Origin of the sequence: Streptomyces sp. NPDC012508, assembly GCF_042902595.1 — a bacterium.
In the GTDB taxonomy this organism is placed as follows: Bacteria; Actinomycetota; Actinomycetes; order Streptomycetales; family Streptomycetaceae; genus Streptomyces.
The window spans coordinates 546,998-570,531 of record NZ_JBIBEO010000004.1 but is presented as its reverse complement, the minus strand read 5'-3'; the positions used below and the strand labels follow the sequence as shown (position 1 = coordinate 570,531).

The following is a 23,534-nucleotide window of genomic DNA, read 5'->3' as shown; positions in this document are numbered from 1 at the left end:
CGGGGGTCGTCTCTCCGGCCGACTCGGGGGGGGAGGAGCCGGACCGGGTTAGCACGGTCGCGAACGATCCGTGACTTCCATGGTGTACCCGAGAGCCTTCTCAGGCAAACCCACACGCCCCAGCGTACGCCGAATGGCGGGCACCTATGCTCGGCTCGTGGAAAACCACTCGATGCCGCGCACAGCCGCCTTCTTTGACCTGGACAAGACGGTCATTGCGAAGTCCTCGACGCTGACCTTCAGCAAGTCCTTCTACCAAGGCGGACTGATCAACCGCCGCGCCGTCCTGCGGACGGCCTACATCCAGTTCGTCTTCCTCGTGGGCGGCGCCGACCACGATCAGATGGAGCGGATGCGCGAATATCTTTCCGCGCTCTGCAAAGGATGGAACGTCTCGCAGGTCAAGGAGTTGGTCGCCGAGACCCTGCACGAGCTGATCGACCCGATCATCTACGACGAGGCGGCCTCCCTCATCGAGGAGCACCACGCCGCCGGCCGGGACGTCGTGATCGTCTCGACCTCGGGCGCAGAGGTCGTGGAGCCGATCGGCGAGATGCTCGGCGCCGACCGGGTCGTCGCCACGCGGATGGTCGTCGGCGACGACGGCTGCTTCACCGGAGAGGTGGAGTACTACGCCTATGGGCCCACCAAGGCGGAGGCGGTCCGGGAGCTTGCGGAGTCCGAGGGCTACGACCTCTCACGCTGTTACGCGTACAGCGACTCGGCGACGGACGTACCGATGCTGGAATCCGTCGGCCACCCCTACGCGGTCAATCCCGACCGGGCGCTCCGCCGGGAGGCCACCGCCCGGGACTGGCCGATCCTGCTCTTCGAGAAGCCGGTGCGCCTCAAGCAGCGGCTGCCGGGCTTCCGGATGCCGCCGCGACCCGCGCTCCTGGCAGTCGCGGCCGTGGGCGCCGCCGCCGCGACCGCCGGACTGGTCTGGTACGCCAACCGTCGGCGCCACTCCGCTCTTGCCGATCGCTTTGCCCGGATTTGAGACGAAAGTAAAGAAGTGGATCCAGCACTTTCGCTTCCCATCCGACAGGAGTAGAAAGGAAGCAGGCCCGCGAGACCTAGGACATCCGAGAGGATCACCTGTTGAGCAAGAAGGCCCCACGGACCACGCACAGAAACTGAGCACCCACGCGACGTCGACCCGTCGATTACGGGCCAGCCGCACCAGGCGATGGGCAAAGTTCCCCGCTTGATGGGCACATATCGAGGACGCTTGGTAACTCGGCGGACGTGCCAGCGGCGGTACCAGGACTGGTACCGCCGCAACCCTGTCCGGGCGACGTGCACAGGCCGTTCGGCAAGCCCGCTCAGTCGGACCGCTCGGTCGGACCGCTCGGTCGGACCGCTCACTCGGCCCCGCCGGCCGGGCTCACTCAGGCCGGACTCACTCAGGCCGCGCCGCGCTGGAGCGCCTCGCAGACGGCCGTCGACTCCCGCACACCCAGCTCCACGGCACGCCCGCAGTGCGCGATCCAGACGGCCATGCCCTCCGGCGTCCCTGACAGATAGCCCTCGAAGGCGGCGATGTACGCCGCCCCACCCTGCTCCGCGTGGCCGACCTCGGCCGGACAGATCGCCTTGGGATCGAGCCCGCTGCCGATCAGCACGATCCGCTCGGCGGCCCGGGCGATCAGCCCGTTGTACGAAGTGAACGGGCGCAGCGCGAGCAGTTCGCCGTGCACCACGGCCGCCGTCACCAGCGCCGGAGCCGTACCGCCCGCGATGATCAGCTCCGAGAGGCCGTCGAGCCGTCCCGCGACCTCCGCCGGGTCCGGCAGCGGCGCCTCGATCAGCGGCTCGTCGACCGCTTCGCCGGCCTGCCGGGGCCTGCCGACCGAGTCTCCGAAGTCGGCGGCGTCGCCGACCGCGACCAGATGCAGCCGGGCGAGCACCCGCAGCGGCGACTGGCGCCAGATCGAGAGCAGCTGGCCCGCCTCGGCGCCCAGCCGCAGGGCGGCGCCCACCGTCCGCGCCTCGGCGTCGCCGCCGAAGTCGGTACGCCGGCGGACCTCCTCCAGGGCCCAGTCGGCGCCGGACAGCGCGGCCGAACCGCGCGCCCCGCGCAAGGCGGCCTCGGAGGTGATCTCGTTGCTGCGGCGCCGCATCACGCGGTGGCCGTAGACCCGGTCGACGGCCTTGCGTACGGAGTCCACCGAGTCGGCGACGCCCGGCAGGGAGCCGAGGGCGGCCAGGGGGTCAGAGGCGTGCGTACTCATAAGTAGGGAGGCTACGCGCCCGGGGCGCCCGCCCCACGTTGGAGTGGTCTTCTTCACGGACCACGACCACTCGGCGCGATCATAGCGCTACGCTTCGTGAACATGAAGATCGCTTTCGTAGGGAAGGGCGGCAGCGGGAAGACCACGCTGTCCTCGCTCTTCATCCGCCACCTCGCCGCCAATGAAGCCCCCGTCGTCGCGGTGGACGCCGACATCAACCAGCATCTCGGGACCGCGCTCGGGCTCGACGAGATCGAGGCGGCCCGGATGCCCGCGCTGGGCGCGCATCTGCCGCTGATCAAGGAGTACCTGCGCGGCTCGAACCCGCGGATCGCCTCCGCGGACTCGATGATCAAGACGACTCCGCCCGGGGAGGGTTCGCGGCTGCTCCGGGTCCGCGAGGACAACCCGGTGTACGAGGCGTGCGCGCGGACCGTCCATCTGGACGACGGAGACGTCCGGCTGATGGCGACGGGCCCGTTCACGGAGTCGGACCTCGGGGTGGCCTGCTACCACTCCAAGGTGGGTGCGGTGGAGCTGTGTCTGAACCACCTGGTCGACGGGGCGGACGAGTACGTGGTCGTCGACATGACGGCGGGCTCGGACTCCTTCGCCTCCGGGATGTTCACCCGCTTCGACATGACGTTCCTGGTCGCCGAGCCGACCCGTAAGGGGGTGTCGGTCTACCGCCAGTACAAGGAGTACGCGCGGGACTTCGGCGTCGCCCTCAAGGTCGTCGGCAACAAGGTGCAGGGCCCGGACGACCTGGACTTCCTGCGCGAGGAGGTGGGTGACGACCTGCTGGTGACGGTGGGCCACTCGGACTGGGTCCGCGGCATGGAGAAGGGCCGCCCCTCGCGCTTCGAACTGCTCGAGGTGGACAACCGGATGGCGCTGCAGGCGCTCCAGAACGCCGCGGAGGACTCGTACGCGCACCGCGACTGGGAGCGGTACACGCGCCAGATGGTCCACTTCCACCTCAGGAACGCGGAGAGCTGGGGCAATGCCAAGACCGGGGTCGACCTGGCTGCCCAGGTGGACCCCGGCTTCGTCCTCGGCGAGGCACTCCCCGTGCCCCAGCCCAGCTGACGGCCACTCCACGGCCCCCACGGCGGCCGCCCGCCCCCGCACTCCCGGCGAGGCGGGCGGCCGCCGCCGAAACGTCGCTCCCGCGCCGCCGGGACCGCGAGCCGCAGGGACCGCGAACCGCAGGGGCCGCGCCGCCGCTCCCGCGCCGTCAGCCCCGCGCCGTCAGCCCCGCGCCGTCAGTCCTTCGCCGGCTGCTTCAGGGCCGACTGGGGCGATGTGAGGGGCTGCGGGGCGGAAAGGAAGGTCGTCCAGCCGCCCTTCGGGGCCTCTCCGACCTTCAGGGTCCGCATCTTCGCGATCACCGCCGGGTCCTGGGCGTCCAGCCAGTCCGCGAGCTGCCGGAAGGACACGCACTTCACGTCCTTCTGCACGCACACCGTGGCGATGGTCTCCTCGATGGCGCGCATGTACGTGCCGCCGTTCCAGGACTCGAAGTGGTTGCCGATGATGACCGGCGCCCGGTTGCCGTGGTACGAGCGGTTGAAGGCCTGCACCAGGCCGTCACGCATCTGGTTGCCCCAGTACTCGTGCATGGCCGGGTCGCCCTGGGTCCTGGTGCCCGACTGGTTGACCATGAAGTTGTAGTCCATGGCAAGCGTCTGGAACTGGCGCCCGGGCACCGGGACCAGATGCATCGACAGATCCCAGAGCCCGTGGTCCTTCTTGGGCCAGATCTGGTCGTTGACGCCGCTGGTGTCGTAGCGGAAGCCCAGCTGGGACGCGGCCTTCACGAAGTTCTCGCGGCCCTCCAGGCAGGGCGTGCGCGCGCCGACCAGCTCCTTGTCGTAGTCGAAGGGGAGCGGCTGCTCGGCGGTGAGACCGGAGTTCGTCTTCCAGTTCTTCACGAAGGACTTGGCCTGGCTGATCTCGCTCTTCCAGTCCTCGACCGACCAGTTGCCGACGCCGCTCTCCGGCCCGCAGAAGTGGCCGTTGAAGTGCGTGCCGACCTCGTTGCCCTCCTGCCAGGCGCCGCGCAGCTCCCGGACGGTGGCACGGATGCCCTCGGTGTCGTTGAAGCCGATCTCCGAGCTGCCGGCGTTGTGCTGCGGCGGGTCGTAGAGCTTTCGCTTCTCCTCGGGCAGCAGGTACACGCCGCTGAGGAAGTACGTCATCGTCGCGTCGTACTTCTCGCCGACCTTGCGGAAGTGGGAGAAGAGCTTCTGGCTGTCCTCCCCCGCACCGTCCCAGGAGAAGACCACGAACTGCGGTGGCTTCTCACCCGGCTTCAGCTTCTGCCAGACCGGCTGGCGGGGCTGGGCGCCGGTGAACGCGGTGGAGCCGTCGCCGATCAGGCGCACCGCGTTCGGCGGGGCCGCGACGGGCTTCTTCGCCCCGGCGGCGTCGTGTGGTTTGCCCGGCGTCCTGGACTCGGAGCACCCGGCGAGCCCGGTGATCAGGGCGACGGCGAGGGCACCAGCGGCGAGTGCCCTTCTGCGGACAGTGGTCCTTCTCCCGGCGGCTGACATCCGCCCACCTCTCCTCGGATTCCGTACGGCTGCGAGCGGCGTCAACGTCGCACCACGGAGACCGGAATGATGAAACGACAAGCGGAATGGGCGGCACCTGTCACCCCAACCGGTGAATCATTGCCCTGTTTGCCCCGAAAATAATGCCGGAGACTTTACTCTCCATTACGATCCATTTACCGAGCGTTGATACTCGCTCGGCCATCCCGCCACTGCACGCCGTGCCCCACGGTCGCGACCCCCAGCTCGTCCCGCACGAGCCGCGACCGCGCCGCCCCGGAGAAGACGGGAACACATGACTCTCTGCCCACCCATCCGCCGCACCCCCGACCAGCGCCCGCACAGCCCGCCCGGCGGGCCGGCGCGCCGCTTCCGCATCGCGGGCGCCGACGTCTCCGCCTCGATCGCCGTCTTCCTGATCGCGCTGCCGCTCTCCCTCGGAATCGCGCTCGCCACCGGAGCGCCGCTCCAGGCCGGTCTGGTGGCCGCCGCCGTCGGCGGCATCGTCGCCGGCCGCTTCGGCGGGTCGCCGCTCCAGGTCAGCGGCCCCGCCGCAGGCCTCACGGTGGTCACCGCCGAACTGATCCAGATCTACGGCTGGCGCACCACCTGCGCCATCACCGTCCTCGCCGGTCTCGCCCAACTGGGCCTCTCCGCCCTGCGGGTGGCCCGCTCCGCCCTCGCGGTCTCCCCCGCGATCGTGCACGGCATGCTGGCCGGCATCGGTGTGACCATCGCCCTCGCGCAGCTGCACATCGTGCTCGGCGGCACCCCCCAGAGCTCCGCCGTGGACAACGTCCTCGGACTCCCCGCCCAGTTGGCCGACGTCCATCCCGCGGCACTGGCCATCAGCGCCCTCACCGTCGGCCTGCTCCTCCTGTGGCCGCGCCTGCCCGGTCGTCCGGGACGGCTGCTACGGAAGGTTCCGGGCGCCCTGGCCGCCGTGGCCGCCGCGACCGTCGCCGCCACGCTCGCCGGGCTCGCCGTCCCCCGCGTCGACCTGCCCTCCTGGAGCAGCCACGCCCTGCCCGGACTGCCCGAGGGCCCCGTCCTCGGCATCGCGGCCGGCGTCCTCACCATCACGCTGGTGACCAGCGTGCAGTCGCTGCTCTCGGCCGTCGCCGTGGACAAGCTGATCGCCGCCCGCGCCGACCACGGCCACGGCGTGCCCCGGTCCCGGCTCGACCGCGAGCTGGCAGGCCAGGGAGCGGCGAACGTCGTCTCCGGGGCACTCGGCGGTCTCCCGGTCGCCGGGGTCGCGGTGCGGAGCGTCGCCAACGTCTCCGCGGGTGCCGTGAGCCGGAACTCCACGATGCTGCACGGCCTGTGGATCGTTCTGGCGGCGCTCTTCCTCGTCCCCGTCCTCGACCTGATCCCGCTGCCCGCGCTGGCCGCGCTCGTCATGGTCGTGGGCATCCAGATGGTGAGCATCACCCACATCCGCAGCGTCACCCGGCATCGCGAGGTCCTCGTGTACGCGGTGACGCTCAGCGGAGTCGTCCTCATCGGCATCCTCGAAGGTGTCGCGCTCGGCATCGCGGTGGCCACGGCCGTCGCCATGCACCGTCTCACCAAGACCCGCATCACCCGCGAGGAGCGGGACGGCCGCCATCTCGTGCGCATCCGCGGGCAACTGACCTTCCTCGCCGTGCCCCGGCTGAGCCGGGCCCTGCACCAACTACCCCAAGGAGCCCGGGTGGTCGTCGAACTGGACGGGTCCTTCATGGACCATGCCGCCTACGAGACCCTGCACGACTGGCAGGCGAGCCATGTGCGGCACGGTGGCGCGGTCGAGATGAGCGGCCCGACCGGGGCGCGTATCGCCGAACACGACACGGCCTCGCACGCCTGCTGCCGCCCCTGGACCCCCTGGCGCAACCACTGCGGCGAGCACCACACGCCCACCGGCGAGACGCGGATCCGGACGACCGGGCATCAACTGGCGAACGGCATCGGCAAGTTCCAGCGCAACACGGCTCCTCTGGTACGGGACGAGCTCGCGCGCCTCGCCCGCGAGGGCCAGCGCCCCTCACAGCTCTTCCTGACCTGTGCCGACTCCCGGCTGGTCACGAGCATGATCACCTCCAGCGGACCGGGCGACCTCTTCACCGTGCGGAACGTGGGCAACCTCGTACCGCTGCCCGGCGAGGAGAGCGGTGACGACTCGGTGGCGGCGGCGATCGAGTACGCGGTGGAGGTGCTGCGGGTTCAGTCGATCACCGTCTGCGGACACTCCGGCTGCGGCGCGATGCAGGCCCTCCTGACCAGCACACCGGACGCGCCGCCGACCCCGCTGCGGCGGTGGCTGCGCCACGGGCTGCCCAGCCTCGAGCGGATGGCCAGCCGTAGCCACGCCTGGGCCCGGATCTCCGGGCGACTGCCGGCCGACGCGGTGGAGCAACTCTGCCTGACCAACGTGGTCCAGCAGTTGGAGCACCTGCGGGCGTACGAGCCGGTGGCGCGGCGACTCGCCGAGGGCACGCTGACGCTGCACGGGATGTACTTCCACGTGGGCGAGGCCCAGGCGTACCTGCTGGCCGGGCCGGACGAGCAGCACCGCACCGAGGACGTCTTCGACAGGGTCGCACCGTCCGAGCCGTCGACATCGCCCGAACCGTCGGCACCGTCCGAGCCGTCGGCACCGTCCGAGCCGTCGACATCGCCCGAACCGTCGACATCGCCCGAGCAGTCTCGCCCGTCCGGCCCCTCACGCCCCTCCCACGACAAGAACACGCCCTCCGACGGCCGGGGCACCCCGCCCGACGACCGAGGCACCACCCCGTCCGACGGCCGGGCCGTCCCGCCCGAGGACCGGGAATGCCCGCCCGTCGGCCAGGACACGCCACCCCGCGAGCGGATCTCGACATCCGTGATCAAGGAACGGTCGGCGGCCCGCGCGTCCTGAACCTTCCTTCCCTCCCGTCCGTGAGACTGGATGGCCCCTTCTTCCCACCGCTCGGGAGGGAGGGGCCACCGCACGCCCGCCACCTCATAGGTCTAAACCAATTTCCTGGAGACTCTTGTCACCCGGGCATCTGACTGATGAGCTATGACGCGGGACACATAGGCACATAGGACGCCCTGGGAAAGGGAGATGTCGTGAGCAACGAAAGCCTGGCCAACCTCTTGAAGGAAGAGCGGCGGTTCGCGCCGCCGGCCGAGCTGGCCGCGCACGCCAACGTGACGGCGGAGGCGTACGAGCAGGCCGCGGCGGACAGGCTTGGCTTCTGGGCCGAGCAGGCGAAGCGGCTCACGTGGGCCACCGCGCCGACGGAGACCCTCGACTGGTCGAACCCGCCGTTCGCCAAGTGGTTCGCCGACGGCACGCTCAACGTGGCGTACAACTGCGTCGACCGCCATGTCGAGGCGGGCAACGGCGACCGCGTCGCCATCCACTTCGAGGGCGAGCCGGGTGACAGCCGGGCCATCACCTACGCCGAGCTCAAGGACGAGGTCTCCAGGGCCGCCAACGCCCTGACCGAGCTGGGCGTCACCAAGGGCGACCGGGTCGCGATCTACCTCCCGATGATCCCCGAGGCCGTCGTCTCGATGCTGGCCTGCGCCCGCATCGGGGCCGCGCACTCCGTGGTCTTCGGCGGTTTCTCCGCAGACGCCATCGCCACGCGCGTCGAGGACGCCGACGCCAAGCTCGTCATCACCGCCGACGGCGGCTACCGCCGCGGCAAGCCGAGCGCCCTCAAGCCCGCCGTGGACGAGGCCCTCACCCGCACCGACAAGGTGGGCAACGTCCTCGTCGTCCGCCGCACCGGCCAGGACGTGGCATGGACCGAGGGCCGCGACGTGTGGTGGCACGACGTCGTCGCCCGCCAGTCCACCGAGCACACCCCCGAGGCGTTCGAGGCCGAGCACCCGCTCTTCATCCTCTACACCTCCGGTACGACAGGTAAGCCCAAGGGCATCCTGCACACCTCCGGCGGCTACCTCACCCAGGCGGCGTACACCCACCACGCCGTCTTCGACCTCAAGCCGGAGACCGACGTCTATTGGTGCACCGCCGACATCGGCTGGGTGACCGGACACTCGTACATCACGTACGGTCCGCTGGCCAACGGCGCGACGCAGGTCATGTACGAGGGCACCCCGGACACCCCGCACCAGGGCCGCTTCTGGGAGATCGTCCAGAAGTACGGCGTCACGATCCTCTACACGGCGCCGACCGCGATCCGTACGTTCATGAAGTGGGGCGACGACATCCCCGCGAAGTTCGACCTGTCGAGCCTGCGTGTACTGGGCTCGGTCGGCGAGCCGATCAACCCCGAGGCCTGGGTCTGGTACCGCGAGCACATCGGCGCCGGCAAGACCCCGATCGTGGACACCTGGTGGCAGACCGAGACCGGCGCGATGATGATCTCGCCGCTGCCGGGCGTCACCGAGACCAAGCCGGGCTCCGCCCAGCGCCCGCTTCCCGGCATCTCCGCCACCGTCGTCGACGACGAGGCGAACGAGGTCCCGAACGGGGGCGGCGGATACCTGGTCCTCACCGAGCCGTGGCCGTCGATGCTGCGCACGATCTGGGGCGACGACCAGCGGTTCCTGGACACGTACTGGTCGCGCTTCGAGGGCAAGTACTTCGCCGGCGACGGCGCGAAGAGGGACGAGGACGGCGACATCTGGCTGCTCGGCCGGGTCGACGACGTCATGCTCGTCTCAGGGCACAACATCTCCACCACCGAGGTCGAGTCGGCGCTCGTCTCGCACCCGTCCGTCGCCGAGGCGGCGGTGGTCGGCGCGGCCGACGAGACGACCGGCCAGGCGATCGTCGCGTTCGTGATCCTGCGGGGTACGGCGAGCGAGGACGAGGGGCTCGTCGCGGAGCTGCGCAACCACGTCGGCACGACGCTCGGCCCGATCGCCAAGCCGAAGCGGATCCTGCCGGTGGCGGAGCTGCCGAAGACCCGTTCCGGCAAGATCATGCGGCGGCTGCTGCGGGACGTGGCGGAGAACCGCGAGCTCGGCGACGTGACGACGCTGACCGACTCCTCCGTCATGGACCTCATCCAGACGAAGCTCCCGAGCGCGTCCAGCGAGGACTGAGCCTCAGGCCCATGCCGATCGGCAGCCCGCCCCACGTCGCGTGGGGCGGGCTGCCGCGTGTGCGCCCTCCGTGTCCACAACGGGCCGGAGCGCGGTTCTGTCCCTAAAGTGACGATCACCGGACACAATCCCCGCTCGTTAGGTAAAGTAAAGATCGCGTCAGAGACGCGACAGAAATACCTAGGTGCGCCGGGAAGTCTGGTCGGCATGTGCTTTGTGCTGCCCAACCGACCGGAGGTCGCCGCCCGTGCCCGCGCCCGCACCCGCCCCCACCGCCCGCAAGTTCCTCGGCCGTCTGTCGCTGCCGGAGCGAAACTTCGTGGCCGACGCGCTGCGCACCGAGACAGTCGGTGGTGTGCTCCTGCTCGTGGCCGCCGTCGCCGCGCTCGTCTGGGCGAACACCCCCCTCAACGACAGCTACGACACGGTACGGAACTACCACGTAGGCCCCGCCGCCCTCGGCCTGGACCTCTCCATCCAGCACTGGGCGGCCGACGGCCTCCTCGCGATCTTCTTCTTCGTCGCGGGCATCGAGCTCAAGCGTGAACTCGTCGCGGGCGAGCTGCGCGAACCCAAGGCCGCCGCGCTCCCCGTCGTCGCCGCCCTCTGCGGCATGGCCGTGCCGGCCCTCGTCTACGCCCTGACCAACCTCATCGGCGGCGGCTCCATGGACGGCTGGGCCGTGCCCACCGCCACGGACATCGCCTTCGCGCTCGCGGTCCTCGCCGTCATCGGCACCTCGCTGCCGTCCGCCCTCCGCGCGTTCCTGCTCACGCTCGCCGTCGTCGACGACCTGTTCGCGATCCTGATCATCGCGGTGTTCTTCACCAGCGACCTGAACTTCGCCGCGCTCGGCGGCGCCTTCGCCGGCCTCGCGGTCTTCTGGCTGCTGCTGCGCATGAACGTACGCGGCTGGTACATCTACGTCCCGCTCGCCCTGGTCGTCTGGGGCCTGATGTACAACAGCGGAGTGCACGCCACCATCGCCGGTGTCGCCATGGGCCTGATGCTGCGCTGCACCAAGCGGGAAGGGGAGGAGCACTCCCCCGGCGAGCACATCGAGCACCTGGTCCGGCCGATCTCCGCCGGCCTGGCCGTGCCGCTGTTCGCGCTGTTCTCGGCGGGCGTGACCATCACCGGGAAGTCCATCGCCGAGGTCTCGACCAACCCGGTCACCCTCGGTGTGATCCTCGGCCTCGTCGTGGGCAAGACCGTCGGCATCTTCGGCGGCACCTGGCTCGCGGCCCGCTTCACCAAGGCGGAGCTCAACAGCGATCTGGCCTGGCCGGACGTCTTCGCCGTCGCCTCCCTCGCCGGTATCGGCTTCACCGTCTCCCTCCTCATCGGCGAGCTGGCCTTCGAGGGCGATGCCACGCTGACCGAGGAGGTCAAGGCGGCCGTCCTGATCGGCTCGCTCACGGCCGCCGTCGTGGCGACGGTCCTGCTCAAACTGCGGGTACGGAAGTACGAGGCGCTGCTCGCGGACGAGGAGCGCGACGAGGACGAGGACGGCATTCCGGACATCTACGAGGAGGACAACCCGGAGTACCACCTGCGGATGGCCGAGATCTACGAGAGGAAGGCCGCCGAGCACCGCGAGCGCGCCGAACTGGCGGGGGCATCGCGCGATGACGGCGACAGTCCGGCATGATCTGAGGTCGGACCGTAGAAGAGAAGAGGGAGCAGCGATGAGCGACCCGGTCAACGGAGCCGAGCGCAGCCTCGGTCAGCTGGTCGCCTCGGCGACCGCCGAGATGTCCGCGCTGGTGCACGACGAGATCGCCCTGGCCAAGGCCGAGATCCGCCAGGACGTCAAGCGGGGCGCCATCGGCGGCGCGGCCGGCACGGCCGCCGCCACGGTGCTCCTCTTCTCGCTGCCGATGCTGAGCTTCGCGCTCGCCTACGGCATCAACACCTGGACCGGCGGCCACAACGGCGAGGGCGGCTGGAACCTCGCCTGGTGCTTCCTGCTGTCCTTCGCGGCGAACGTGCTGCTGGCGGGGCTGCTCGGGCTGCTGGCCTACGCGAAGTTCAAGAAGGTCAAGCCTCCGGAGAAGTCCATCAACTCGGCCAAGCAGACGGCCGCGATCCTGCAGAACGTCAAGCCGCACCCCCGCCCCGAACGGGCGGCACTGCCCGTCACGGTCCAGGACAAGGTCGCCGCTGTGGGACGCTCGTCCACATGACCGTCCCTGAGAGCAGCAACGGCAGCGGCCCCGTCGGCAGCCCCGTACGGATCGACGGGCCCTGGACCCATCGCGATGTGGCCGCCAACGGCGCGCGCTTCCACATCGCCGAGATGGGCGACGGGCCGCTCGTCCTGCTGCTGCACGGCTTCCCGCAGTTCTGGTGGACCTGGCGCCACCAGCTGCCTGCTCTCGCCGACGCCGGCTTCCGGGCCGTGGCGATGGACCTGCGGGGCGTGGGCGGCAGCGACCGCACGCCCCGGGGTTACGACCCCGCCAACCTGGCGCTCGACATCACCGGCGTCGTCCGCTCCCTGGGCGAGCCGGACGCGGCGCTGGTCGGCCACGGCCTGGGCGGCTACCTCGCCTGGACGGCCGCGGTCATGCGGCCGAAGCTGGTGCGCCGGCTCGCGGTCTCCTCGATGCCGCACCCGCGCCGCTGGCGCTCGGCGATGCTCTCCGACTTCTCCCAGTCGCGCGCCGGATCGTACGTATGGGGCTTCCAGCGCCCGTGGCTGCCGGAGCGTCAGCTCGTCGCCGACGAGGCGGCCCTGGTCGGGCGGCTGATCGAGGACTGGTCGGGCCCGAGGCTGCCGGACGAGGAGGCGCTCGCGGTGTACCGGCGGGCGATGTGCATCCCGTCGACGGCGCACTGCTCGATCGAGCCGTACCGCTGGATGGTGCGGTCCATGGCGCGGCCCGACGGCATCCAGTTCAACCGGCGTATGAAGCGCCCGGTGCGGGTACCGACACTGCATCTGCACGGATCGATGGATCCGGCGATGCGGACGCGGAGCGCGGCGGGTTCGGGCGAGTACGTGGAGGCGCCGTACCGCTGGCGGCTCTTCGACGGCCTCGGGCACTTCCCCCACGAGGAGGACCCGGTGGCGTTCTCCACGGAGCTCATCAACTGGCTGAAGGACCCCGAGCCCGACCGGTGACGTACGGCCGTTCTGCAACCGGCCATGTGCCCGGCGCATACTCCAATTGGCGGGCCCCTGGGCGGTTACCGACCTTGGGCCACGGGCAGACGTCGGGGTATGGGCTGGACGCACGACTACGGTGACACGGCACGCAACCGCCGCTCGGCCGCTGGGCCGGGCTCACACGAGAGGAGCGGCCCGCAGGAACAGGGTCGCTCCCATCCGGTGCAGGACATCGGCATCCCGCGCATCCTGCGCCGCCGGGCCCTCTGGGTCACGGCCCGGCTCAGGCACACCCGGGACTGAGCGCGCGCCCGGCTCAGGAACACCCGGGAACGGACGCGCAGCCGGGGCCCGAACACCCGCCCCGCTCATCCACACCCGGGGCCGAACGCCCGCCAGGCTCACGCACACCCGGGACCCGAACGCCCCCCGGTCTCGGCACACCCGAGACCGGACGGCCGACCACCGCGGGGCGGCGTGGCGCATACGCCTACAGCGCGCATCCCTGGCTGTCGACCTGCTGCGTCGCCGCGCGACCCCGGACGATGTCGTCCCGGATCTCGTCGACCGTCAGCGCGTAACCGGTGTTCCTGTCGTCGAGCGAGCGGGCGAAGATCACGCCGGACACCTTGCCGTCCTCGGTGAGCAGCGGGCCGCCGGAGTTGCCCTGACGGACCGTCGCGTACAGGGAGTAGACGTCCCTGCGCACCTCGCCGCGGTGGTAGATGTCCGGGCCGTTGGCGCTGATGCGGCCTCGGACGCGCGCAGAGCGGACGTCGTACGAGCCGTTCTCGGGGAAGCCCGCGACGATCGCACTGTCGCCGCTGCGCGCGTCCTGCTCGGTGAACTCCAGCGGCCTGACGTCCAGGTTCGGCACGTCCAGTACGGCGATGTCGCGCTGCCAGTCGTAGAGGACGACCTTCGCGTCGTACAGCTTGCCCTCGCCGCCGATCTGGACGGTCGGCTCGTCGACGCCGCCGACCACATGGGCGTTGGTCATGACCCGGCGGTTGTCGAAGACGAACCCGGTGCCTTCGAGGACCTTGCCGCAACTCGGGGCCGTACCGACGACCTTGACGATGGCGCGCTTGGCCTCGGCGGCGACAGGGCTCCCGGCGAGCGCCGGGTCGGGCGGCCTGACTTCGGTGATGGGCTCGTTGGCGAACGGACTGAAGACCTGCGGGAAGCCGTTCTGGGCGAGCGTCGAGGTGAAGTTGGTGAACCAGGTGGACGCCTGATCGGGCATCACCTGCTCGACACCGAGCAGCACCTTGGAGCTGCGCACCTCCTTGCCGAGCGTGGGCATCGAGGTGCCGGCGAGCGCCGAGCCGAGCAGCCAGGCCACCAGGAGCATCGCGACCACGTTGACCAGCGCACCGCCGGTGGCGTCCAGGGCGCGCGCCGGTGACCAGGTGATGTGCCGGCGCAGCTTGTTCCCGAGGTGGGTGGTGAAGGCCTGGCCGACGGAGGCGCAGACGATCACGACGACCACGAAGACGACCGTCGCCGTGGTGGAGACCTCGGCGTGGTTCGTCAGCCAGTCCCAGACGACCGGGAGCAGCAGGACGGCGACGAGGCCGCCGCCGAGGAAGCCGACGACCGACAGGATGCCGACCACGAATCCCTGGCGGTAACCGATGATCGCGAACCACACGGCGGCGAGCAGCAACAAGATGTCCAGCACGTTCACCGTCAATAGCCTCGCAGATTCGTCTTCGGTCGCCCCGGGCTCCGGGGGTTCAGCCTGTCATGAGCGCCAGTCGAGCGGGACCTGCTTGGCCTTGTCCCACGGCTGCTCCCAGCCTGCGTAGTGGAGGAGCCGGTCGATCACTCCGGCCGTAAAACCCCAGACCAGAGCGGATGCGACGAGGAACCCGGGGCCCTTGTGGCCGCTGGGGTGGACGGTGGTCGCGCGGTTGGCGGGGTCCGTGAGATCCGCCACGGGGACGGTGAAGACCCGGGCGGTCTCGGCGGGGTCGACGACCCCGACCGGGCTGGGGGTGCGCCACCAGCCGAGGACAGGCGTGACGACGAAGCTGCTGACCGGGATGTAGAGCTGGGGCAGGACGCCGAAGATCTGGACGCCGGAGGGGTCGAGTCCGGTCTCCTCCTCGGCCTCGCGCAGGGCGGCCCGCAGCAGACCTCCGTCGGACGGATCGCCGTCCTCCGGGTCCAGGGCGCCGCCGGGGAAGGAGAGCTGACCGGCGTGCGAGCGCAGCGAACCGGAGCGCTCCATGAGGAGCAGCTCGGGGCCGCGCTCCCCCTCGCCGAAGAGGATGAGGACGGCGGACTGGCGGCCGGCCCCGCTCGCGGGCGGCAGGAAACGGCTGAGCTGCTCGGGCTCGACGGTGCGCGCCGCATGGTCGACAGGGGCGAGCCAGCCGGGCAGCCCTTCCCGCGTGAGCAGCCCGCCGGTCCCCACGCCGTGGGTCGTCTCCCCGGTCTCTTCTTCCGTGCGCGTCATAGGCACCCCCGATGTTTCACAACGCGATCCGTGCGTGGGTTCGTTCCCTCCGGCCTCGGCTCATTCGGCCCCCGGGGCCACACCGGGAGCGGGGGCGGCCGGGCGGCCCGGGTAGTCCGGGGGCGGGTTGAGGCGCTGGCCCGGGAAGCCGCCCTTCTCGTACTTCAGGAGCTTCGCCGCCTTCTCCGGGTCGGTCTCGCCCTCTCCGTACGCCGGGCAGAGCGGGGCGATCGGGCAGGCGCCGCAGGCGGGCTTGCGGGCGTGGCAGATCCGGCGGCCGTGGAAGATCACGCGGTGCGAGAGCATCGTCCACTCGCTCTTCGGGAAGATCTCGGCGACCTCGGCCTCGATCTTGACCGGGTCGTCGCTCTCGGTCCACTTCCAGCGGCGCGCGAGGCGCATGAAGTGGGTGTCGACGGTGATGCCGGGCACGCCGAAGGCGTTGCCGAGGACGACGAAGGCGGTCTTGCGGCCCACGCCGGGGAGCTTGACCAGATCGGCCAGGCGGCCGGGGACCTCGCCGCCGAAGTCGTCCCGGAGGGCCGCGGCGAGGCCCATGATCGACTTGGTCTTGGCGCGGAAGAAGCCGGTGGGCCTGATCAGCTCCTCGACCTCCTCGGGGACGGCGGCGGCCAGGTCCTCGGGCGTCGGGTACTTCGCGAAGAGCGCGGGGGTGGTCTGGTTGACCCGCAGGTCGGTGGTCTGGGCTGAGAGGACCGTGGCGACGAGCAGCTCGAAGGCGTTCCGGAAGTCCAGTTCGGGATGGGCGTACGGAAAGACGTCGGCGAGATCTCGGTTGATCTTCCGGGCGCGGCGGACCATGGCGAGCCGGGACTCCGGCTTCGCGGGCTTCGCACGGGACGCCGGCGCCGCCGCGGGAGCGGGCTTCGGAGCCGCTTTCGTGGTCGCCGCCGCCTTGGGAGCCGCCTTCGCGGCCGTCTTCTTCGCCGCGGTGGTCCTGGCGGTCTTCCCCGCCGCGCTCTGGCCGGTCTTCGCCGCGGGCTTCGCGGAGGACCGTTTCGCGGGCCGCTCTGCGGGCTTCTCGGCGGCCTCCACAGGGCCTTTCGCGGCATTTGTCCGCTTCGGTACACCCTGTTCGCCCACAGCGGAATTACCCTTGGCCGACACTCTTCCAGCCCCCTTGGCCTGCGCTCTCACCGGCGAGTTGGACACCCGGCCAGCCTAAGCGCCACCACCGACATCCGCCCTGGGCATGGCCGATCACGACCCAATCGGGCCCCTGACGTACGGACGGGCGGTTCGGTACGTCAAACTTGTTGTGATTGATCGCACTGTTTTGTGCGTCCGGCATCATGGGATCAAGGTCCCCTGAGCAGGTCGACATAGGAGAGAACTCGTGGACGACGTTCTGCGGCGCGCCCCGCTCTTTGCGGCGCTCGATGACGAGCAGGCCGCGGAGCTGCGCGCCTCGATGAGTGAAGCGACGCTCGCCCGTGGCGACGCGCTCTTCCACGAGGGAGACCCCGGCGACCGCCTGTACGTGGTCACCGAGGGCAAGGTGAAGCTCCACCGCACGTCCCCCGACGGCCGCGAGAACATGCTCGCCGTCCTCGGCCCCGGCGAGCTCATCGGTGAGCTCTCCCTCTTCGACCCGGGCCCGCGCACCGCCACCGCGACCGCGCTGACCGAGGTCAAACTGCTCGGTCTCGGCCACGGCGACCTCCAGCCCTGGCTGAACGCCCGCCCCGAGGTGGCCACCGCCCTGCTGCGCGCGGTCGCCCGCCGACTCCGCAAGACCAACGACCAGATGTCCGACCTGGTCTTCTCCGACGTGCCGGGCCGTGTCGCCCGCGCACTCCTCGACCTGTCGCGCCGCTTCGGTGTGCAGTCCGAGGAGGGCATCCACGTCGTCCACGACCTCACCCAGGAAGAGCTGGCCCAGCTGGTCGGCGCCTCCCGCGAGACGGTCAACAAGGCCCTGGCGGACTTCGCCCAGCGCGGCTGGCTGCGCCTGGAGGCCCGCGCCGTGATCCTGCTGGACGTCGAGCGCCTCGCGAAGCGCTCGCGGTAGCTCACGGCAGCTCGCGGTAGCTCGGGGCGCTCCTCGCAGCTCCGCGCCACGCGACTCCGTACGTACGAGAAAGGCCGCCCGGTCGTGGACCGGGCGGCCTTCTCGCGTGCCAGGAGTGACTACCGCTTCGTGCCGTCCACGATCAGCGGGTTGCCGCCGGCGGCGCCGCACGGAACCGCGTACACCGGGTTCTTCGCCGCGGCCTCCTTGTACGCGTCGATGCACTGGTTCATCAGGACCTTGTCGGTCAGCGACTCGTTGAGGATCTTGTTGGCGCGGGCGATGCCCTCGGCCTCGATACGGCGCCGGTCGGCCTCGGCCTTGGCCGTGCGGGCGGCCTCCGTGGCGCGCTCGGTCGCCTGCTGCTGCTGGATCTTGCGGTCGATCTGGTCCTGAAGGGCCTTCGAGGGCTTCACGTTGCGGAGGTTGACGGCCGTGACGTCGATCCCGCGCGGGGCCAGCCGCTCCTTGATGAGGGTGCCGATCTCGGCGTTGATCTTCTCGCGGTCCGTGGCGTAGCCCTGCTCGCTCGTGTAGCGGGCGAAGACGTTGCGGACGATCTCCCGGCTGTCCGGGTAGACCAGGCGCTGCTGGATGGACTCCTCGCTGCCCGCGAGCCGGTACAGCTCGACCGACTTGGCCGGCGTGACCGCCCACTTCACGGTCACCTCCACCTCCATCACGCCGCCCTGCGAGGAGCGGACCTCGACCACGTCCTTGTCGGAGAGGTTCAGGTCGACGGGGCGGGTGGAGAAGGTCGTGACGTCGGTGAACGGCGACTTGACGTGCATGCCCGAGGTCATCGGCGCACCCACCTTGCCGAACGCGACCGGGACGCCGACCTCGTACGCGCTGACCACGTACGTCATGCTCGCGACCAGCGAGAAGGCACCCGCGATGACGGCGCCGAGCGCGCCGAGCTTCAGCCCCTTCGCATCGTTGGAGCGGGCGACGAAGAAGAGCACCACTGCTGCGATGAGCAGCAGGATGGCTATGACGAACATGGGCGTTCCCCCCGAGGGCTACGGTCGTGCGGTAGGCGAAGTAAGCGGAGCGTAAGACACGAAGCCGCGAGCCTACGAGGGTGGGGTCAGATCAGTCCGTGCTCCCGCAGGTACTCCAGCTGGGCCCGTACGGAGAGTTCGGCGGCCGGCCACAGCGAACGGTCCACGTCCGCGTAGACATGGGCGACGACCTCCGACGGGGTCAGGTGGCCGTTCTCGACGGCCGTCTCGACCTGGGCGAGGCGGCCGGCGCGGTGCGCGAGATAGAACTCCACCGCACCCTGGGCGTCCTCCAGGACCGGCCCGTGGCCCGGCAGCACGGTGTGGACGCCGTCGTCGACCGTGAGCGAGCGCAGCCGGCGCAGCGAGTCCAGATAGTCGCCGAGGCGCCCGTCGGGGTGGGCCACGATCGTCGTACCGCGCCCCAGGATCGTGTCGCCCGTCAGGACGGCGCGGTCGGCGGGCAGATGGAAGGAGAGCGAGTCGGAGGTGTGGCCGGGCGTCGGCACGACCCGCAGCTCCAGACCGCCGACCGTGACGACGTCCCCGGCGGCAAGCCCCTCGTCACCGAGCCGCAGCGCCGGGTCCAGCGCCCGCACATGAGTCCCGGTCAGCTCGGCGAACCGGCCAGCGCCCTCGGCGTGGTCCGGGTGGCCGTGCGTGAGCAGGGTGAGCGCGACGCGCTTGCCGAGCTCGGCCGCGGTCTCGACGACGTGCGTCAGGTGACCGTCGTCGAGCGGGCCGGGGTCGATGACGACGGCGAGGTCGGAGTCGGGCTCGGAGACGATCCAGGTGTTGGTGCCGTCCAGGGTCATCGCCGACGGGTTCGGCGCCAGGACGTTGACCGCGCGGGCGGTCGCGGGCCCGGAGAGGGCGCCGCCCCGGGGCTGTCCGGGCAGCGCGGCGGCGTCGGTCATCGTGCACCCCCGCGCCCCGGAACGGGTCCCGTACCCGCGCCACCGGAAGCCGCCGTGTCCGGGCCCGCGCCACCGGAAGCCGGGCCCGGGCCCGCGTCGCCAGGAGCCGCCGTGTCCGGGCTCGCGGTCGGGATGTGCTTGGTGAACTCGTCGTGGCCCGGCCAGCTCAGGATCAGCTCGTCCCCCTCCAGGCGCGCCTGCGCCAGTACGGGAGTGAGGTCCTGGCCCGGGGCCTCGGCCAGCGCCTCGGCGGCCGAGGCGACGTGCGTCAGCCCGCGCAGGGTCGAGATCGTCGGCGGCATCATCGTCAGCTCGCCCCGGTCGTAACCGGCCGCGGCCTCCGCCGGGCGGATCCAGACCGTGCGGTCGGCCTCCGTCGACGCGTTACGGGTGCGCTGGCCGGCCGGCAGGGCGGCCACGAAGAACCAGGTGTCGTACCGCCGGGGCTCGAACTCCGGCGTGATCCAGCGCGCCCACGCGCCGAGCAGGTCCGAACGCAGCACCAGTCCGCGCCGGTCGAGGAAGTCGGCGAAGGACAGCTCGCGGGCGACCATCGCCTCCCGGTCCTTCTCCCAGTCGTCGCCGGTGGTGTCCCCGACCACGGAGCCGGCGGTCTCCCCGGCGAGCAGCACGCCCGCCTCCTCGTACGTCTCGCGCACGGCCGCGCAGACGATCGCCTGCGCCTCTTCCGTACCCGTGACGCCGAGGCGCGCGGCCCAGGTCTCCAGGGAGGGTCCGGCCCAGCGCACCGGGTGTTCGTCGCGTGGATCGACACCGCCGCCGGGATAGGCGTACGCGCCGCCCGCGAAGGCCATGGAGGCGCGGCGGCGCAGCATGTGGACGCTCGGCCCGTCCGTACCGTCGCGCAGCAGCATGACCGTGGCGGCCCGCCTGGGTGTCGCGGGGGTGAGCTCGCCCACGGCGAGAGCGCGGATGCGGTCGGGCCATTCCGGTGGGTACCACTGACCATTCGACATGGCCGGATGGTATGCGCAACTACCCGGATGCACGAGAGCCGATTCCCCCTGGACGGGAGAACCGGCTCTTGACGAACGTATGGAGGTCAGTCCTGGACGAGCTCCACCTGGACCTCGACCTCGACCGGGGCGTCGAGCGGGAGCACCGCCACACCCACGGCGCTGCGCGCGTGCACGCCCTTGTCGCCGAGGACCGCGCCCAGGAGCTCGCTGGCGCCGTTGATGACACCCGGCTGCCCGACGAAGTCGGAGGCCGAGGCGACGAAGCCGACGACCTTCACGACCCGCTTGATCCGGTCGAGGTCACCGGCGACCGACTTCACGGCCGCGAGCGCGTTCAGGGCGCAGGTGGCGGCGAGCTCCTTGGCCTCCTCGGCCGTGACCTCGGCGCCGACCTTGCCGGTCAGCTGGAGCTTGCCGGCCACGATCGGGAGCTGGCCCGAGGTGTAGACGTACACACCGGACTGGACGGCCGGCTGGTAGGCGGCCAGCGGCGGCACGACCTCCGGCAGGGTCAGGCCCAGCTCGGCGAGCTTCGCCTCGACGGTCCCGGTCCCGTTCCCGGCGCCGCTCATCAGGACTTCTCCCGCTTCAGGTAGGCCACGAGCTGCTCGGGGTTGTTCGGCCCGGGAACGACCTGGACGAGCTCCCACCCGTCCTCGCCCCAGGTGTCCAGAATCTGCTTCGTCGCGTGCACGAGAAGGGGCACGGTCGCGTATTCCCACTTGGTCATGGAGCCGACTGTATCCGCTGCCACAGGCAGCCTCCTGCTTAGGCGAGCGCTCCAGTGGTTAGGCTCGAAGACGTGAGCAGGCTCCAGGTCGTCAGCGGCAAGGGCGGTACCGGTAAGACGACGGTCGCCGCCGCCCTCGCGCTCGCCCTCGCGACGGAGGGCAAGCGGACCCTCCTCGTCGAGGTCGAAGGCAGACAGGGCATCGCACAGCTCTTCGAGACGGAGGCGCTTCCGTACGAGGAACGCAAGATCGCCGTCGCCCCGGGCGGGGGCGAGGTCTTCGCGTTGGCCATCGACGCCGAGCGCGCCCTGCTCGACTACCTCCAGATGTTCTACAAGCTGGGCAGCGCGGGCCGGGCCCTGAAGAAGCTCGGGGCGATCGACTTCGCGACGACGATCGCGCCCGGGGTCCGGGACGTGCTGCTGACGGGCAAGGCCTGCGAGGCGGTCCGACGGCGCGAGAAGCACGGCGGCTACACCTACGACCACGTGATCATGGACGCGCCTCCGACCGGCCGGATCACCCGATTCCTGAACGTCAACGACGAGGTGGCGGGGCTGGCCCGGATCGGCCCGATACACAATCAGGCGCAGGCCGTGATGCGGGTCCTGAAGTCCCCGGAGACGGCCGTGCATCTGGTGACCCTGCTGGAGGAGATGCCGGTCCAGGAGACCGCGGACGGCATCGCGGAGCTGCGCGAGGCCGAACTGCCGGTGGGCGGCGTCATCGTGAACATGGTCCGTCCGCACGTCCTCGACGAGGCGGCGGTACGCGCCGCCTCCGGCGACCACCGGGACGCGGTCGCGCGGACCCTCGCCGCGGCGGGCGTCCGCGGGGGTACGAAGCTGGTGGAGCCGCTGCTGGAGCAGGCCGCCGAGCACGCACAGCGGGTGGAGCTGGAGCGCCAGCAGCGGGCGGTGCTCATGGAGCTGGGCGTACCGGCGTACGAACTGCCGTTCCTGGGGGACGGGGCGGACATCGCGGGCCTGTACCGGCTGGCGAAGGAGCTGCGGAAGCAAGGGGTGGGCGTGTGACGGGTTCGGTGAACGCAGCGGCGAACGGTCTGGAGTCCGTACCCGTCCTGCACCTGGATCCGCTCATCGACGACCTGGGCACGCGGATCATCGTCTGCTGCGGCGCGGGTGGGGTCGGCAAGACCACGACCGCGGCGGCGCTCGGCGTACGGGCGGCGGAGCGGGGCCGCCGGGTCGTCGTCCTGACGATCGACCCGGCGCGGCGGCTCGCGCAGTCGATGGGGATCGACTCGCTGGACAACGTTCCGCGCAAGGTCGAGGGGATCAAGGGATCCGACGGCGGGCAGCTGCACGCGATGATGCTCGACATGAAGCGGACCTTCGACGAGATCGTCGAGGCGCACGCGGACGGCGAGCGGGCCCGGGCGATCCTGGAGAACCCCTTCTACCAGTCGCTTTCGGCCGGTTTCGCCGGTACGCAGGAGTACATGGCGATGGAGAAGCTCGGGCAGTTGCGGGCCCGGGACGAGTGGGACCTGATCGTGGTCGACACCCCGCCGTCGCGCTCCGCGCTCGACTTCCTGGACGCGCCGAAGCGGCTCGGGTCGTTCCTGGACGGGAAGTTCATCAGGCTGCTGATGGCTCCGGCGAAGATGGGCGGCCGGGCGGGGATGAAGTTCCTCAACGTCGGCATGTCGATGATGACGGGGACGCTGGGGAAGCTGCTCGGGGGTCAGTTCCTCAAGGACGTACAGACCTTCGTGGCCGCGATGGACACGATGTTCGGCGGCTTCCGGACCCGGGCGGACGCGACGTACAAGCTGCTCCAGGCCCCGGGCACGGCGTTCCTCGTGGTCGCTACGCCGGAGCGGGACGCGCTGCGCGAGGCGGCGTACTTCGTGGAGCGGCTGGCCGCCGAGGAGATGCCGCTGGCCGGGCTCGTCCTCAACCGCGTCCATGGCAGTGGTGCGGCCGAGCTGTCGGCCGAGCGGGCTCGGGCCGCGGCGGAAAATCTTGACGACGGGCGCATTGTGGATCAGGGGGCCGGGAAGGCTGGAGTGCGAGGCTCCCGGGCCACTGCCCCTGAGTCGTCGGACACCGAGCCGTCAGACACCGCGACCGCCGCCGGAACCACCAGCACGAGCACGACGTCGAGCACGACCGTCAGCACGAGCACGACCCCGAGCAATGCCGCCGCAGGTTCTTCGCACGCCGAGGCTGCCCCCACAGCCGACGCCGACGCACCCGACATTCAGCAGCTGACCGCCGGTCTGCTCCGGCTCCATGCCGAGCGGATGCAGGTGCTCGCGCGCGAGCAGCGCACGCGCGACCGGTTCACGGCGCTCCACCCCGAGGTGGCTGTCGCCGAAGTGGCCGCCCTGCCCGGCGACGTACACGATCTGGCAGGGCTTCGGGCCATCGGTGACCGGCTCACGGCCGGCCGTATGCCGTCGGCCTGAGCGGCGCGGGTCCCGC

Annotated in this window: 21 protein-coding genes; 11 read left to right on the top strand and 10 right to left on the bottom strand. The window is 70.8% G+C overall.

The features are described 5' to 3' along the window. The first annotated feature begins 133 nt into the window (after positions 1 to 133). Positions 134 to 1,000 carry an HAD-IB family hydrolase gene (locus tag ACFY8U_RS16965; protein ID WP_361442113.1) on the top strand — a complete coding sequence of 289 codons (867 nt, stop codon included), beginning with the start codon at positions 134 to 136 and terminating at the stop codon, positions 998 to 1,000. 406 nt (positions 1,001 to 1,406) lie between these two features. On the opposite strand, the gene ACFY8U_RS16960 is transcribed toward ACFY8U_RS16965, so the two are convergent. Continuing rightward, positions 1,407 to 2,234 carry an oxidoreductase gene (locus ACFY8U_RS16960; protein ID WP_389570678.1) on the bottom strand — a complete coding sequence of 276 codons (828 nt, stop codon included), beginning with the start codon at positions 2,232 to 2,234 and terminating at the stop codon, positions 1,407 to 1,409. Between the two features lie 102 nt (positions 2,235 to 2,336). Here ACFY8U_RS16960 and ACFY8U_RS16955 point away from each other — a divergent pair, with 102 nt between their 5' ends. After that, positions 2,337 to 3,323 (top strand): ATP-binding protein, encoded by a 987-nt coding sequence (locus ACFY8U_RS16955; RefSeq protein ID WP_389570676.1) that lies wholly within the window; start codon positions 2,337 to 2,339, stop codon positions 3,321 to 3,323. A gap of 176 nt (positions 3,324 to 3,499) precedes the next feature. Here ACFY8U_RS16955 and ACFY8U_RS16950 read toward each other — a convergent pair whose 3' ends face one another. Next, positions 3,500 to 4,789, bottom strand: a complete 1,290-nt coding sequence (locus ACFY8U_RS16950) for a hypothetical protein (RefSeq protein WP_389570674.1) — start codon at positions 4,787 to 4,789, stop codon at positions 3,500 to 3,502. Between the two features lie 295 nt (positions 4,790 to 5,084). Between ACFY8U_RS16950 and ACFY8U_RS16945 the strand changes: the two genes are divergently transcribed. From ACFY8U_RS16945 to ACFY8U_RS16920, 6 genes are all read left to right on the top strand, one after another. Beyond that, positions 5,085 to 7,694 (top strand): SulP family inorganic anion transporter, encoded by a 2,610-nt coding sequence (locus ACFY8U_RS16945; protein ID WP_389570671.1) that lies wholly within the window; start codon positions 5,085 to 5,087, stop codon positions 7,692 to 7,694. Between the two features lie 194 nt (positions 7,695 to 7,888). After that, positions 7,889 to 9,844, top strand: coding sequence for an acetate--CoA ligase (gene acs, locus ACFY8U_RS16940; protein WP_389570668.1), 1,956 nt, complete (start codon positions 7,889 to 7,891; stop codon positions 9,842 to 9,844). Between the two features lie 247 nt (positions 9,845 to 10,091). Beyond that, positions 10,092 to 11,495, top strand: a complete 1,404-nt coding sequence (gene nhaA / locus ACFY8U_RS16935) for a Na+/H+ antiporter NhaA (RefSeq protein WP_389570665.1) — start codon at positions 10,092 to 10,094, stop codon at positions 11,493 to 11,495. A gap of 37 nt (positions 11,496 to 11,532) precedes the next feature. Beyond that, on the top strand, positions 11,533 to 12,030 hold the full coding sequence (locus ACFY8U_RS16930; RefSeq protein ID WP_389570662.1) for a phage holin family protein: 498 nt from the start codon (positions 11,533 to 11,535) through the stop codon (positions 12,028 to 12,030). Next, a complete protein-coding gene (locus ACFY8U_RS16925) occupies positions 12,027 to 12,971 on the top strand; it encodes an alpha/beta hydrolase (RefSeq protein ID WP_361604824.1) in 945 nt (314 codons plus the stop codon). The genes ACFY8U_RS16930 and ACFY8U_RS16925 overlap by 4 nt, the downstream gene beginning before the upstream one ends. Positions 12,972 to 13,070: 99 nt before the next feature. Beyond that, a complete protein-coding gene (locus ACFY8U_RS16920) occupies positions 13,071 to 13,259 on the top strand; it encodes a hypothetical protein (protein ID WP_361604827.1) in 189 nt (62 codons plus the stop codon). A 187-nt stretch (positions 13,260 to 13,446) separates the two neighbouring features. On the opposite strand, the gene ACFY8U_RS16915 is transcribed toward ACFY8U_RS16920, so the two are convergent. From ACFY8U_RS16915 to nth, 3 genes are read right to left on the bottom strand one after another with little or no spacing between them, the layout of a single operon-like run. Beyond that, positions 13,447 to 14,646, bottom strand: a complete 1,200-nt coding sequence (locus tag ACFY8U_RS16915; protein ID WP_361755426.1) for a MarP family serine protease — start codon at positions 14,644 to 14,646, stop codon at positions 13,447 to 13,449. 57 nt (positions 14,647 to 14,703) lie between these two features. After that, the gene (locus ACFY8U_RS16910; protein ID WP_389570657.1) at positions 14,704 to 15,420 is read right to left on the bottom strand and encodes an NUDIX hydrolase; all 717 of its coding nucleotides are present in this window, start codon (positions 15,418 to 15,420) and stop codon (positions 14,704 to 14,706) included. 60 nt (positions 15,421 to 15,480) lie between these two features. Further along, entirely contained in the window at positions 15,481 to 16,524 is a 1,044-nt protein-coding gene (nth, locus tag ACFY8U_RS16905) for an endonuclease III (RefSeq protein ID WP_389570655.1), read from the bottom strand. 253 nt (positions 16,525 to 16,777) lie between these two features. On the opposite strand from nth, the gene ACFY8U_RS16900 reads away from it, so the two are divergent. Then, on the top strand, positions 16,778 to 17,452 hold the full coding sequence (locus tag ACFY8U_RS16900) for a Crp/Fnr family transcriptional regulator (RefSeq protein ID WP_015034542.1): 675 nt from the start codon (positions 16,778 to 16,780) through the stop codon (positions 17,450 to 17,452). A gap of 119 nt (positions 17,453 to 17,571) precedes the next feature. On the opposite strand, the gene ACFY8U_RS16895 is transcribed toward ACFY8U_RS16900, so the two are convergent. From ACFY8U_RS16895 to ACFY8U_RS16875, 5 genes are all read right to left on the bottom strand, one after another. Further along, a complete protein-coding gene (locus ACFY8U_RS16895; protein ID WP_361442074.1) occupies positions 17,572 to 18,456 on the bottom strand; it encodes a prohibitin family protein in 885 nt (294 codons plus the stop codon). Positions 18,457 to 18,542: 86 nt separating this feature from the next. After that, a complete protein-coding gene (locus ACFY8U_RS16890; RefSeq protein ID WP_389570652.1) occupies positions 18,543 to 19,373 on the bottom strand; it encodes an MBL fold metallo-hydrolase in 831 nt (276 codons plus the stop codon). Continuing rightward, positions 19,370 to 20,350, bottom strand: coding sequence for an NUDIX hydrolase (locus tag ACFY8U_RS16885; RefSeq protein ID WP_389570649.1), 981 nt, complete (start codon positions 20,348 to 20,350; stop codon positions 19,370 to 19,372). Before ACFY8U_RS16885 ends, ACFY8U_RS16890 begins: the two co-directional genes overlap by 4 nt. An 86-nt stretch (positions 20,351 to 20,436) precedes the next feature. After that, positions 20,437 to 20,925 (bottom strand): RidA family protein, encoded by a 489-nt coding sequence (locus ACFY8U_RS16880; protein ID WP_361677129.1) that lies wholly within the window; start codon positions 20,923 to 20,925, stop codon positions 20,437 to 20,439. Continuing rightward, positions 20,925 to 21,083: a DUF4177 domain-containing protein gene (locus ACFY8U_RS16875; RefSeq protein ID WP_017947820.1), complete on the bottom strand. Its 159-nt coding sequence runs from the start codon at positions 21,081 to 21,083 to the stop codon at positions 20,925 to 20,927. The genes ACFY8U_RS16880 and ACFY8U_RS16875 overlap by 1 nt, the downstream gene beginning before the upstream one ends. A 72-nt stretch (positions 21,084 to 21,155) precedes the next feature. Between ACFY8U_RS16875 and ACFY8U_RS16870 the strand changes: the two genes are divergently transcribed. Both ACFY8U_RS16870 and ACFY8U_RS16865 read left to right on the top strand, forming a co-directional pair. Continuing rightward, positions 21,156 to 22,118, top strand: coding sequence for an ArsA family ATPase (locus ACFY8U_RS16870; RefSeq protein WP_389570646.1), 963 nt, complete (start codon positions 21,156 to 21,158; stop codon positions 22,116 to 22,118). Then, the gene (locus ACFY8U_RS16865; protein ID WP_389570643.1) at positions 22,115 to 23,518 is read left to right on the top strand and encodes an ArsA family ATPase; all 1,404 of its coding nucleotides are present in this window, start codon (positions 22,115 to 22,117) and stop codon (positions 23,516 to 23,518) included. The genes ACFY8U_RS16870 and ACFY8U_RS16865 overlap by 4 nt, the downstream gene beginning before the upstream one ends. Positions 23,519 to 23,534: the final 16 nt, after the last annotated feature.

Bases quoted from the DNA above. Each gene is read 5' to 3' on its own strand.
- ACFY8U_RS16950 (WP_389570674.1), bottom strand. From the start codon at position 4,789: ATGTCAGCCGCCGGGAGAAGGACCACTGTCCGCAGAAGGGCACTCGCC.
- ACFY8U_RS16875 (WP_017947820.1), bottom strand. From the start codon at position 21,083: ATGACCAAGTGGGAATACGCGACCGTGCCCCTTCTCGTGCACGCGACG.
- ACFY8U_RS16890 (WP_389570652.1), bottom strand. From the start codon at position 19,373: ATGACCGACGCCGCCGCGCTGCCCGGACAGCCCCGGGGCGGCGCCCTC.
- ACFY8U_RS16895 (WP_361442074.1), bottom strand. From the start codon at position 18,456: ATGTTCGTCATAGCCATCCTGCTGCTCATCGCAGCAGTGGTGCTCTTC.
- ACFY8U_RS16965 (WP_361442113.1), top strand. From the start codon at position 134: ATGGCGGGCACCTATGCTCGGCTCGTGGAAAACCACTCGATGCCGCGC.
- ACFY8U_RS16945 (WP_389570671.1), top strand. From the start codon at position 5,085: ATGACTCTCTGCCCACCCATCCGCCGCACCCCCGACCAGCGCCCGCAC.
- ACFY8U_RS16880 (WP_361677129.1), bottom strand. From the start codon at position 20,925: ATGAGCGGCGCCGGGAACGGGACCGGGACCGTCGAGGCGAAGCTCGCC.
- ACFY8U_RS16920 (WP_361604827.1), top strand. From the start codon at position 13,071: ATGGGCTGGACGCACGACTACGGTGACACGGCACGCAACCGCCGCTCG.
- ACFY8U_RS16885 (WP_389570649.1), bottom strand. From the start codon at position 20,350: ATGTCGAATGGTCAGTGGTACCCACCGGAATGGCCCGACCGCATCCGC.
- ACFY8U_RS16930 (WP_389570662.1), top strand. From the start codon at position 11,533: ATGAGCGACCCGGTCAACGGAGCCGAGCGCAGCCTCGGTCAGCTGGTC.
- ACFY8U_RS16910 (WP_389570657.1), bottom strand. From the start codon at position 15,420: ATGACGCGCACGGAAGAAGAGACCGGGGAGACGACCCACGGCGTGGGG.
- ACFY8U_RS16925 (WP_361604824.1), top strand. From the start codon at position 12,027: ATGACCGTCCCTGAGAGCAGCAACGGCAGCGGCCCCGTCGGCAGCCCC.
- ACFY8U_RS16960 (WP_389570678.1), bottom strand. From the start codon at position 2,234: ATGAGTACGCACGCCTCTGACCCCCTGGCCGCCCTCGGCTCCCTGCCG.
- ACFY8U_RS16955 (WP_389570676.1), top strand. From the start codon at position 2,337: ATGAAGATCGCTTTCGTAGGGAAGGGCGGCAGCGGGAAGACCACGCTG.